Source organism: Paraconexibacter sp. (assembly GCF_059438195.1).
Genome location: NZ_JBLKKY010000097.1, coordinates 1 through 11601, shown reverse-complemented (window position 1 = coordinate 11601; position 11601 = coordinate 1). Strand labels below are relative to the sequence as shown.

Below are 11601 nucleotides of genomic sequence, written 5' to 3'. Positions count from 1 at the left end.
CCCCGGCGCCCGCGCCGACACCGGCCCCCGCGCCGAACGGCGGCGTCGGCGGCGTCCCGCCGGGCTGAGCCGCCGACGACGGCTCCGTCGAGGGCCGGCTCAGCCCGCGTGACCGGGCGGCCAGGGCCGCGAGACGTGGCGGCTGCCCGCGACGCAGAACCGCCAGTCGAGGTCGGCCGCCTTCGTGATCCCGATGCGCGGGCCGACGGCGATGTCGGCGACGGGGGTGCCCGGGAGGATCTGGAGCGGCCCGGTCGCGAGCGACGAGGCGTTGCGCGAGAGGTCGACGCCCAGCGCCTGGGCGAGCTTGCCGGGGCCGGAGCACAGCTCGGTCTCGCGGTCGCGACCGCGGCGCTCGCGCATCAGCTCGAGGCCCTCGACCGGCTCGAGCGCGCGGATGAGGACGGCGGCTCCCGTGCCCGGCCGCTCGCAGACGGCGTTGACGAGGGCGTGGATGCCGTACGAGCGATAGACGTACGCCGTCCCCGGGTCGGAGAAGAGGACCTGCGTGCGCGGCGTCAGGCCGATGTGCGCGTGGCAGGCCGCCTCGGACTCGTGGTAGGCCTCCGTCTCGACGATGACGCCGGCCGCGCCGTCGTGCGCGAGGACGCACCCGAGGAGGTCTCGGGCGACGTCGAGGACCGGCCGGTCGTAGAACGCGGCGGGCAGCGCGACCGTCGAGCTCAAGCGCTCACCGGAGCCGGTCGCGTGCCGCGCCGATCTGCTCGCGGACGCGCGCGAGCGCCGTCCCGCCCTCGGAGACCTTCGACTCGAGCCAGGAGGACTGCTCGAGCACGCCGGCGGCCTCGTCGCCGAGCGCGGGGACCGCGACCTCGGCGAGGGTCCGGCCCTCGTCGACGGCCTGCCGGACGAGCCCCGCGATGACCCCGTGCGCCTCGCGGAACGGCGTGCCCCTGCGGACGAGGAGATCGGCGAGATCGACCGCCGCGATCATCTGGTCGGAGGCGGCCTCCTCCATCGCCTCGCGGTGGAACGTCGCCGTCTCGATCATCCCGCGGGCGGCCGCGACGCAGAGCTCGACGGTGTCGACGGCGTCGAAGAGGTGCTCCTTGTCCTCCTGCAGGTCCTTGTTGTAGGTGAGCGGAAGCGCGTGGATGACCCCGTGGAGCGCCGCCTGGTGGGCCCAGACGCGCGGGGCCTTGCCGCGGAGGAGCTCCGCGGCGTCGGGGTTCTTCTTCTGCGGCATGATCGACGAGCCGGACGACCACGCGTCCGAGAGCGTCATGAAGCCGAACTCCGAGCTCGTCCACAGGACGATCTCCTGGCCGAGCCGGCTGAGGTGGGTCGCGCAGACCGACAGCGCGTGGAGCAGGTCGAGGGCGAAGTCGCGGTTGGAGACGGCGTCGACCGAGTTCGGGCTGACGCCGCCGAACCCGAGCTCCTCGGCCACCATGCGGCGGTCGGTCTCGAAGTTGACGCCGGCGAGCGCGCCCGCGCCGAGCGGGAGGTCGTCGGTCGCCCGCACGACGGCCTCGAAGCGCTCGACGTCGCGGGTCGCCATCCAGAAGTACGCGAGCAGATGGTGCGAGAGGTAGACCGGCTGCGCGCGCTGGAGATGCGTGTAGCCCGGCAGAGGCCAGTCGAGATGCCGCTCGGCCGCCTCGAGGAGAGCGCGCCGCAGGCCGTCGACCGCCTCTGCGAGCCGCTCCGCGGAGGCGCGGGTGAACATCGCGAGGTCCGTGATGACCTGGTCGTTGCGCGACCGCGCGGTGTGGAGCTTCCCGCCGACCGGTCCCACGATCTCCGTGAGCCGCCGCTCGACGGCCATGTGGATGTCCTCGTCGTCCTCGCGGAAGGGGAACGTCCCGTCGCGCAGCTCGGCCTCGACCGCGTCGAGGCCGCGGAGGATCTCGTCCCGGTCGGCCTCGCCGATGATCCCGCCGGCGGCGAGCATGCGCGCGTGCGCGCGCGACTGCGCGACGTCGTGCGGCCAGAGCCGGCGGTCGAAGCCGAGCGAGGTGTTGAGCGCCTGGAAGGCGGCGTCCTGCGGGAGGGCGAAGCGCGACATGGGCGCCGGAGGCTACCCAGCGTGGAACGCGTCGGCGATCTGGGCGACCTGGGTCGCGAGACCGAAGCCGAGGAGGTAGAGCGTGACCCCCCACCCCGTCCACGCCCCGGTCGCCGGCGGGTGGAAGCGGCGATCGCGGTGCCGCAGGTCGCTGATCGCGACCTTGACGAAGCAGAGCAGCCCGAGGGCCATGAGCAGCCACGGCGTCCAGCCGCTCACGAGGTACGTCCACTCCGGCTCGTAGGCGCTGGCGATGTCCGCGACGAGGTCGTGCCAGAGAACGACCGGGAGCGCTGCGGCGAGGAGGAAGCCGACCGTGCCGACCCGCCGGGAGCGGCGCCGGGCCGCCTCGTCGCGCCCGAGCGGGCGACGTGCCCGCGGCGCGGCGGGTCGAGGGCGTCCGTGCGACATCGGCGGATTATGGAAAGCGCCGGACGGGTTGTCCAGCCAGCCAGCCAGGCCGAGGCGCCCGCCCTCAGGCTCGGGGGCGGTCGAGGACGTCCCCGAGCGTCTGCGCGACGCGGGCGACCTGGGCCTCGGTCATCTCCGGGAAGAACGGGAGCGCGACCGACCGCGCGGCGACGTCCTCGCAGACCGGGAACTCCCCCTCCCGGTGGCCGTGGACGTCGCGGTAGTAGCTCATGAGGTGGATCGCCGGCAGGTACGGCTTGCACTGGACGCCGCGCTCGCGGAGCGCGCGGATGACGCCGTCGCGGTCGCGGCCGCGCGGCACCTGGACGACGAACACGAACCAGCCGCGGCGCTCACGGGCGCGGTCCTCGCACGGCAGCCCGAGCTCGTGCCGGTCCACGACCGGCGCGAGCGCCGAGCGATAGGCGGCCGCGACGCGCGCACGGCCCGCGAGCATGTCGTCGAGGCGATCGAGCTGGGCGAGGCCGACGGCGGCCTGGAGGTCGCTGAGGCGGTAGTTGAAGCCGAGCCGGTCGTGGTCGAGCCATCCCATGTCGGGCGCGCGGCCCTGGTTGCGCTCGGAGTCGATGCGCTCCTTGACCGCGGCGTCGCCGGTCGTGACCATGCCGCCCTCGCCGGTCGTCATCTGCTTGTTCGCGTAGAAGCCGAACACCGCGGGATGGCCGCGCCCGCCCACGGGCACGCCCTCGGCGTCGCACGCGCCGAGCGCCTCGCAGGCGTCCTCGACGAGGGGCAGGCCGATCCGCTCGAGCGCCGGGAGGTCGGCGGGGTAGCCGAAGATGTGGACGGGGAGGATCGCCCGCGTCCTCTCGGTGACCGCGGCAGCGGCCGCCGCCGGGTCGAGGTCGAGCGTCACCGGGTCGATGTCGGCGAACACCGGCCGCGCTCTCTCGAAGACGACCGCGTTCGCGCTCGCGACGAAGCTGAACGGCGACGTGACGACCTCGTCGCCGTCGGTGACGCCGACGGCGCGCAGGGCGAGATGGAGCCCGGCCGTCCCGCTCGACACCGCCGAGGCGTGCGCCGCCCCGACGCGCCGGGCGAACGCGCGCTCGAACTCGGGACCGGTCGGCCCGAGCGAGAGCTGACCGGAGCGCAGGACCGCGAGGACGCGCTCCTCCTCCTCCCGGCCGATCACCGGCCGGGCGAGCGGGATCTCGTCGTCGGTCACGCGCCGGAGGTCCCGCCGTCGCGCGCCGCCGCGACCGCGCCGTCCGAGCGCGGCTGCTCGGCGTACTCGAGCGAGTCGACGAGCGCCTGCCACGACGCGGCGATGACGTTCTCGCCGACGCCGATCGTCCCCCAGGTCTCCGTGCCGTCGGAGGCGTCGAGGAGGACGCGGGTCGTCGCGCCCGTCCCGTGGTTCTCGTCGAGGATGCGGACCTTGTAGTTGACGAGCTCGATGTCGCGCAGGTGCGGGTGGATCGCGGTGATCGCCTCCCGCAGCGCGGCGTCGAGCGCGTTCACCGGGCCGTTGCCCTCGGCGGTGCGCACGTAGCGCTCGCCGTCGACCCAGATCTTGATGGTCGCCTCGGTCTCGACCTTCCCGTCGGCGCGCTGCTCGACGATGACCCGCCAGCTCTCGAGACGGAAGAGCGGCTCGTAGGCGCCGCTCTCCTTGCGGAGGAGGAGGTCGAACGAGCCGTCGGCGGCCTCGAACTGGTAGCCCTCGTGCTCGAGCTGCTTCACCCGCTCGATGAGCCGGTTCGCCGCCTCGTCGGAGATGTCGATGCCGACGGCGCGCGCCTTCTCGGCGACCGTCTGGCGGCCCGCCAGCTCGGAGATGAGCAGCGCGCGGGCGTTCCCGACGAGCTCGGGGTCCATGTGCTCGAAGGTCGCGGCGTCCGCGCGGACCCCGGCGACGTGGAGCCCGCCCTTGTGGGCGAACGCGTTGCGCCCGACGAACGCCTGGTTGGGGTCGGGGACGAGGTTGAGGATCTCGTCGACGAAGTGGGCGGTCTCGGTGAGCTTCGCGGCGCGCTCCGGCGGGAGCACGTCGTGGCCGAGCTTGAACTGGAGGTTGCCGGCGATCGAGACGAGGTTCGCGTTGCCGGTCCTCTCGCCGATGCCGTTCATCGTCCCCTGGACCTGCGTCGCGCCGGCGCGCACCGCGGCGATCGAGTTGGCGACGCCGCACTCGAGGTCGTTGTGGCAGTGGATGCCGACCGGGTGGCCGTCGAGGGCGGCGACGACGTCGGCGACCGCCTCGGCGATCTGGTGCGGGAGCGAGCTGCCGTTCGTGTCGCACAGGACGACGCGCTCGGCGCCCCCGGCGACGGCGGCGCGCAGGCAGGCGAGCGCGTAGTCGCGGTCGTCGCGGTAGCCGTCGAAGAAGTGCTCGGCGTCGTAGATGACGCGCTTCTCCCGCGAGACGAGGTACGCGCAGGACTCCTCGATCATCGCGAGGTTCTCCTCCCGCGAGACCTTCACGACCTTCTCGAGATGGAGTCCCCAGGTCTTCCCGACGATGGTGCAGATCGGGGCGAAGCAGCCCGCGAGCGTGAGGAGGCCGTCGTCGTCCTCGGCCACGATGCCGCGGCGCCGCGTCATGCCGAACGCCGCGATCTCGGAGGTCTCGAAGGTCTCGAGCGCGAGAAGGCCGAAGAGCTCGAGCTCCTTGGGGTTCGAGCTCGGGAAGCCCGCCTCGATGATGTGGACGCCGAGGGCGTCGAGGTGATGGGCCACGCGGACCTTCTCCTCGGCGGTGAGGGACATGCCCTCTCCCTGCATGCCGTCGCGGAGGGTGGCGTCGTAGAGCTGGATCGTCATGGTGGGTCCTTCTGGTCGGCGGTGTGCGGCGGACGGATCGGGCGTGGCGGCCCGGATCCATCGCGCGCACGCGACGGCCGGACCGCCTACCGAATTCGCCGCACGGCGGCGCCGATGACGGGGCGGCCGGTCATCCGGCGACCTCGGCCGTCTGGAAGGCGGGGACGGGGTCGAGCCACGCGCGGTAGCGCTCACCGCGCCCGTGGAGGGCGTCCTCGAAGGCGGTCTGCACGGCCCGGGTGATCGGCCCGGGCGTCCCGTCGCCGATCGGACGGTCGTCGACCTCCCGGATCGGCGTGAGCTCGGCCGCCGTCCCGGTGACGTAGACCTCGTCGGCGAGGTAGAGCTCGGCACGCGCGATGTCGCGCTGGAGCACCTCGTAGCCGAGGTCCTCGGCGACCTGGATCGCCGAGCGGCGGTTGATGCCGTCGAGGATCGACGCGGTCTGCGGCGGCGTGTAGATCTTCCCGTCGCGGACGACGAAGATGTTCTCCCCGGTGCCCTCGCAGACGTGCCCGTGGTCGTCGAGGAGGATGCCCTCCTCGTAGCCGGCCTTGTGCGACTCGATCTTCGCGAGGACGGAGTTGAGGTACTGGCCGCAGGCCTTCGCGTGCGGGATGAGGGACTCCGGGCTGATGCGCCGCCACGAGGAGACCTTCGCGCGGACGCCCTTCTGCTTGCCCTCGTCGCCGAGGTAGGAGCCCCACTCCCAGACGGCGATCGAGACCTCGACCGGCGCGTCGAGCGGGAAGAGGCCCATCGTCCCGTACCCGCGGTAGACGAGCGGACGGATGTAGCACTCGCGGAGGTCGTTGCGGCCGATGAGGTCGAGCGTCGCCTCGCGGATCTGCTCCCGCGTGTACGGGATGTCCATGTAGTAGAGGCCGGCGCTGCGGAAGAGCCGGTCGATGTGCTCCTCGTGGCGGAAGACGGCGGGCCCGCAGCTCTCCGTGTCGTAGCAGCGCACGCCCTCGAAGACGCCCGTGCCGTAGTGGAGGCCGTGCGTGAGGACGTGCACCTTCGCGTCCTCCCAGGCGACGAACTCGCCGTTCATCCAGATGAGGTCCGCCTGCTTCACGTCCGTCCGCTCTCCTGTCGTCCTGCGTCTCTACAGATGCGCGAGCACGGCCTGCGTCGCCTCGTCGGTGCTCGCGGAGCCGCCGAGATCGCGGGTGCGCAGCCCCTCGCCGAGGGCCTTGTCCACCGCCGACTCTAGCGCGGCGGCCTCGTCTTCCATAGTGAGACCGTGACGCAGCATGAGGGCCGTCGAGAGGAACATCGCGAGCGGGTTCGCAGATCCCGTCCCCGCGATGTCGGGGGCGGAGCCGTGGACGGGCTCGAAGAGGCCGGGCTGCGTCGGATCCCCGAGCGACGCGCTGGGGAGCATCCCGATCGACCCGGTGATCATCGCCGCCTCGTCGGAGAGGATGTCGCCGAAGAGGTTCTCGGTGACGATGACGTCGAAGTCGGCGGGCCGCGCCACGAGCTGCATGGCGGCGTTGTCGACGAGGACGTCCTCGAGCTCGACGCCGCCGAACTCGTCGGCGTGGACGCGATGCACGACCTCGCGCCACTGCCGCGAGGTCTCGAGGACGTTCGCCTTGTCGACGCTCGCGACGCGGTTGCGGCGCTTGCCGGCGGCGTCGAAGGCGACGCGGGCGATCCGCTCGACCTCCGTGACCGTGTAGTGGCAGAGGTCGGAGGCGTCGGTCGCCGTCCGGGTCTTCTCGCCGAAGTAGATGCCGCCGGTGAGCTCGCGGACGACGAGGAGGTCGGTCCCCTCGATCCGCTCGCGGCGCAGCGGGCTCGCGTCGTAGAGCGCGGGCAGCGGCCGGACGGGGCGCAGGTTCGCGAAGAGCCCCATCGCCTTGCGCAGGCCGAGGAGGCCCTGCTCGGGGCGCGGGGCGTCGGGGTCCGTCGTGTCCCACTTCGGCCCGCCGACCGCGGCGAGGAGGACGGCGTCGGCGCCCTTGCACGCCTCGGTCACCTCGTCGGTGAGCGCGGTGCCGTGGGCATCGATGGAGGCGCCGCCGAAGACGTGCTCCTCGATCTCGACGCCGCTCACGAGGCGGCGGAGGATGTCGACGGCGGGCTCGAGGATCTCCGGGCCGATCCCGTCGCCGGGGAGGGTGACGATGCGGCGGCTCACAGGGACGTCGTCACCGGGCCCTTGCGCTCGCGGGTCTGCTCGTAGGCGTCGATGAGCTCGGCCTTCGCGAGCGTGAGCGAGATGTCGTCGAGCCCGTTGAGAAGCCGGTGCTTGATCTGGGGGTCGATCTCGAACCGGAACTCGTCGACGGTCTGGGCCTCGAGATCGACGCGTGCCTTCCCTCGGCGGACGATCTCGTCGCACTGGTCCTTCGGCAGCTCGATCGGCAGGAGGCCGTTCTTCGTGCAGTTGTTGCGGAAGATGTCGGCGAACCGCGGCGAGATGAGCGCCCGGAAGCCGTAGTCCATGAGCGCCCACGGGGCGTGCTCGCGGCTCGAGCCGCACCCGAAGTTGTCGCCCGCGACGAGGATCGGGTTGTGCGGCAGGTCGTAGCCGTTCGCGCGCCACTCGTGGAACGCGAACTCGCCGAAGCCGGTCCGCTCGACGCGCTTCATGAAGCGCGCGGGGATGATCTGGTCGGTGTCGACGTCGTCCTGATCGACGAACGTCACGCCGCCCTCGATGACGGTGACGGGGTCCATGGTCAGCTCCAGTCCCTGATGTCGACGAAGTGGCCCTCGATCGCGGCGGCGGCCGCCATCTGCGGGGAGACGAGGTGGCTGCGGGCGCCGCGGCCCTGCCGCCCCTCGAAGTTGCGGTTGGAGGTCGAGGCGACGCGCTCGCCCGGGGCGGCGACGTCGGGGTTCATGCCGAGGCACATCGAGCAGCCGGCGACGCGCCAGTCGAAGCCCGCGGCCTTGAAGACCTCGTCGAGGCCCTCGGCCTCGGCCTGCGCCTTCACCTGCTGCGAGCCGGGGACGACCATCGCGATGACGCCGTCGGCGACCTTGTGGCCGTCGATCATCGACGCGGCGGCCCGGAGGTCGCCGATGCGCGAGTTCGTGCACGAGCCGATGAAGACCCGGTCGAGCTTGATGTCGGTCATCTTCGTGCCGGGCTTCAGGTCCATGTACTGCAGCGCGCGCTCGTCGCCCGCGTCCTCGGGGTCGGGGACGACGTCGGTGACGGGGACGACCATCTCGGGCGTCGTCCCCCACGTGACGAGCGGGCTGATCGCGGAGGCGTCGACGACGATCTCCTGGTCGAAGGTCGCGCCCTCGTCGGTGCGGAGGTCCTCCCAGGCCGGGTCGATCTCGACGCCGCGCTCGCGCAGCCACGCGAACGTCTTCTCGTCGGGCGCGATCATGCCCGCGCGGCCGCCGCCCTCGATCGTCATGTTGCAGACGGTCATGCGGCCCTCCATGGAGAGAGCCTCGATCGCCGGGCCGGCGAACTCGACGACGTGGCCGGTCGCCCCGTCGACGCCCATCTGGCCGATCGTCGCGAGGATGAGGTCCTTCGCGGTGACCCCCTTGCCGAGCTCGCCCTCGTAGCGGATGCGCATCGACTTCGGCCGGTTCTGCACGAGCGTCTGCGTCGCGAGGACGTGCTCGACCTCGGAGGTGCCGATGCCGAAGGCGAGCGCTCCGAAGGCGCCGTGCGTCGCGGTGTGCGAGTCGCCGCACACGATCGTCATGCCGGGCTGGGTGACGCCGAGCTCCGGGCCGATGACGTGGACGATCCCCTGCTTGTCGGAGCCGAGCGAGAAGACGGGGACGCCGAACTCCTCGCAGTTGCGCTCGAGGGTCTCGACCTGCTTGCGGCTCAGCTCGTCCTTGATGAGCCGCGCCACCGGCGTCCCGTCGGTGGGCGTGTTGTGGTCGGCCGTCGCGAGCGTGCGGTCGGGCCGGCGGACCTTCCGCCCGGCGAGACGGAGGCCGTCGAACGCCTGCGGGCTCGTCACCTCGTGGACGAGGTGGAGGTCGATGTAGATGAGGCCGTCGGCGACCTCGTGGGCTTCCCAGATCTTGTCGAACAGGGTCTTGGGCATCGTGTGTCTCCGGGGTGGGATCTAGCTGCGGCGCAGCCCGGCGCTCACGACGGCGAGCAGGACCGCTCCGTCGGGGCCGGGGTTCTCGAAGTGGTGGGACAGGTCCGCGTCGAAGGTGACGCAGTCGCCGGCGCGGAGGTCGTGGACCTCGCCGTCGATGTGGAGCACGACCTCGCCCTCCACGACGAGGGCGGTCTCGCGGCTCCCGGGCTCGTGGATCGGGGGGTCCCCCGCCCCGCCGGTCGTGGCGCCCGCGTCGAGCTCGTGACGGCTGAGCTCCGCGCGCTGTCCGGGGAGCGGCGCGGTGAGGATCTCGAAGCGATGGCCCGTGGCGCTGCCGCCCGTGCGGCCGTCGCCGGCACGGACGATCGTCACGCTGCCGGCCTCGTCGAGGCGCAGGAGCTGTGAGAGGGTGAGGTCGAGGCCGGCGGCGATCCGGCCGGCGACGTGGAGGGTCGGGCTCGTCTCGCCGCGCTCGACCTGGCTCAGCATCGGCGCGCTCACGCCGGAGCGCTCGGCGAGGTCGCGCAGCGAGAGGTCCATCGCCTCCCGCAGCGCGCGGACGCGCGAGCCGACATGGGCATCGCGCGGGGTGTCGTCGGTGACGGCCACGCCTGTACGTTATCGCATACGCCCGTAATGGGCGCTGGGGCGGCGCGGGGCTCAGCGCCCGCGGATCGCCGGATCCCGGAGGTACAGGACGAGGGACCGCACGACGTCCTTGTCCGGCGACTCCGGGAGGTGCCCCATGGCGACGTCGAACTCCGCCAGGGCGGCGCCGGCGAGCCCGTCGGCGAACGCGCAGGCGTAGTCGATCGAGCCGCGTTCCTCGAAGAGCGCGACGACGCGGTCGATGCGCTCGGCGGCGGGGACCCCCGCGGCGTCCCCCGCAGGTCCGATGAGCCCGCCGACCTCGTCGCGCTCGGCGGGGGACGCGGTCCCGAGCAGATGGACGAGGAGGACGGTCGGCTTCCCCTCGAGGATGTCGGAGCCGAAGTCCTTGCCGCGCGCGCCGTCGCGGTCGCTCACGTTCTCGATGTCGTCGCGGACCTGGAGGACCGCGCCGAGGAAGAAGCCGAACTGCGCGATGCCCTCGACGTCGGCGTCGCCGGCGGACCCGATGAGCGCGCCGACCCGGCACGGATGGATGGCCGAGTACCAGCAGGTCTTCGCCAGGACGAGGCGGAGGTAGGCGTCGACGTCCATCGCGCGCCAGTCGCGCTCGCGCCAGCCGAGCTCGACGGCCTGGCCCTCGATCGTGCGCCGCGTGAGGTGGTCGAACTCCTCGAGGACGTCGAGCGCGAGCCGCGCGCCGAGGCGCTCGACGTTGTCGAGGAGGGGGCGCAGCGCCATCCAGGCGAGGGCGTTGCCCGCGTTGAGCGCGAGCGGGACGCCGTGCTGCACGTGCAGGGCCGGGCCGCCGCGGCGCCGCTGCGCGCCGTCGCAGATGTCGTCGTGGACGAGGAACGCGTTGTGGAGCATCTCGATCGCGGCGGCGGCCGGGAGCGCGTCCTCCGTGCGACCCCCGTGAGCGCGGCACGTCGCGAGGCAGAGCGCCGGCCGCAGCCCCTTGCCGGGGCGGAGCGGGTAGTCGGCGACGAGGTCGTAGAGCTCATGGCGCGGCCCGTCCTGCGGGAGGTAGGCGACGAGCGCCTCGCGCGCGCGCCGCCCGTCCTCCTCCAGCACCCGCGCGACCTCGCCGGCCGTCGCGGTGCGGCCGGTCGCCGCCATCACCCCGCGGTGACGGTGAGCGAGAGCACCGCGTAGGCGCCGCCCGGCTCGGCCCGCAGGAGCCCGCGATAGAGCCCCGCCCGGATGCCGCGCGGGACCTCCACGGCGACGGTGGCGGTGACGGCGTCGCCCGGCGGGACGACCGTGATGTGCGACGGGCGGATCCCGACCGCGCTCGACGGGCACGAGCCGCCCGCGCCGAGGAGGTCGTCGGCCTCGATGCGCACGTCGCGCAGGGCCGCCGGGCCCGTGTTCCAGAAGGTGAACTCGGCCACGCCCGTCCCGCCCGCCGGCGCCTCGACCTCGAGCTCGGCGGGTCCGGAGACGCCGTCGGCGTCGTCCCGGTCGATGACCCGCGCGACGTCCTGGGCGGCTTCGCCCGCCGTCTCGAGGAGCTCCGCGAGGATCCGCACGAGGTCGTCGACGATCTCACCTGGGTCGAGCCGCCCTCGCCGGGGAGCCGGCCGCGGAGGCGTCGCCGCCGGCGAGGCCACCAGGCCCGGCGCGCTCCGGCCCGGGCGCGGCGCGACGCGCCCGGCGGGGCGTGCAGCGGCGGTCGCGGTGCGTGGCCGCCCGCCGGGGGGCCGCGCGCCGCGGACC

The 11601-nt window shown here is 73.1% G+C and carries 12 protein-coding genes; all 12 read right to left on the bottom strand.

The genetic code is table 11. The features are described from left to right. Window positions 1-99: 99 nt before the first annotated feature. Window positions 100-687, bottom strand: a complete 588-nt coding sequence (locus tag ACME2J_RS20830) for a DNA-3-methyladenine glycosylase (RefSeq protein WP_495546871.1) — start codon at window positions 685-687, stop codon at window positions 100-102. A gap of 4 nt (window positions 688-691) precedes the next feature. Continuing rightward, entirely contained in the window at window positions 692-2029 is a 1338-nt protein-coding gene (gene argH / locus ACME2J_RS20825) for an argininosuccinate lyase (protein ID WP_495546870.1), read from the bottom strand. Window positions 2030-2041: 12 nt separating this feature from the next. Further along, window positions 2042-2440, bottom strand: coding sequence for a hypothetical protein (locus ACME2J_RS20820; protein ID WP_495546869.1), 399 nt, complete (start codon window positions 2438-2440; stop codon window positions 2042-2044). Between the two features lie 64 nt (window positions 2441-2504). Next, window positions 2505-3632, bottom strand: coding sequence for a DegT/DnrJ/EryC1/StrS family aminotransferase (locus ACME2J_RS20815; RefSeq protein WP_495546868.1), 1128 nt, complete (start codon window positions 3630-3632; stop codon window positions 2505-2507). Then, window positions 3629-5230: a citramalate synthase gene (gene cimA, locus ACME2J_RS20810; RefSeq protein WP_495546867.1), complete on the bottom strand. Its 1602-nt coding sequence runs from the start codon at window positions 5228-5230 to the stop codon at window positions 3629-3631. The genes ACME2J_RS20815 and cimA overlap by 4 nt, the downstream gene beginning before the upstream one ends. 130 nt (window positions 5231-5360) lie before the next feature. Continuing rightward, entirely contained in the window at window positions 5361-6308 is a 948-nt protein-coding gene (locus tag ACME2J_RS20805) for a branched-chain amino acid transaminase (protein WP_495546866.1), read from the bottom strand. A 30-nt stretch (window positions 6309-6338) separates the two neighbouring features. Continuing rightward, window positions 6339-7379, bottom strand: a complete 1041-nt coding sequence (leuB, locus tag ACME2J_RS20800) for a 3-isopropylmalate dehydrogenase (RefSeq protein ID WP_495546865.1) — start codon at window positions 7377-7379, stop codon at window positions 6339-6341. Then, on the bottom strand, window positions 7376-7921 hold the full coding sequence (gene leuD, locus ACME2J_RS20795; RefSeq protein WP_495546864.1) for a 3-isopropylmalate dehydratase small subunit: 546 nt from the start codon (window positions 7919-7921) through the stop codon (window positions 7376-7378). Before leuD ends, leuB begins: the two co-directional genes overlap by 4 nt. Before the next feature lie 2 nt (window positions 7922-7923). Beyond that, window positions 7924-9270, bottom strand: coding sequence for a 3-isopropylmalate dehydratase large subunit (leuC, locus tag ACME2J_RS20790; protein WP_495546863.1), 1347 nt, complete (start codon window positions 9268-9270; stop codon window positions 7924-7926). Between the two features lie 21 nt (window positions 9271-9291). Continuing rightward, window positions 9292-9882: a helix-turn-helix domain-containing protein gene (locus tag ACME2J_RS20785; RefSeq protein ID WP_495546862.1), complete on the bottom strand. Its 591-nt coding sequence runs from the start codon at window positions 9880-9882 to the stop codon at window positions 9292-9294. Between the two features lie 51 nt (window positions 9883-9933). Then, window positions 9934-11001 (bottom strand): polyprenyl synthetase family protein, encoded by a 1068-nt coding sequence (locus tag ACME2J_RS20780; protein ID WP_495546861.1) that lies wholly within the window; start codon window positions 10999-11001, stop codon window positions 9934-9936. Beyond that, entirely contained in the window at window positions 11001-11414 is a 414-nt protein-coding gene (locus tag ACME2J_RS20775) for an NEW3 domain-containing protein (RefSeq protein ID WP_495546860.1), read from the bottom strand. Before ACME2J_RS20775 ends, ACME2J_RS20780 begins: the two co-directional genes overlap by 1 nt. Window positions 11415-11601: the final 187 nt, after the last annotated feature.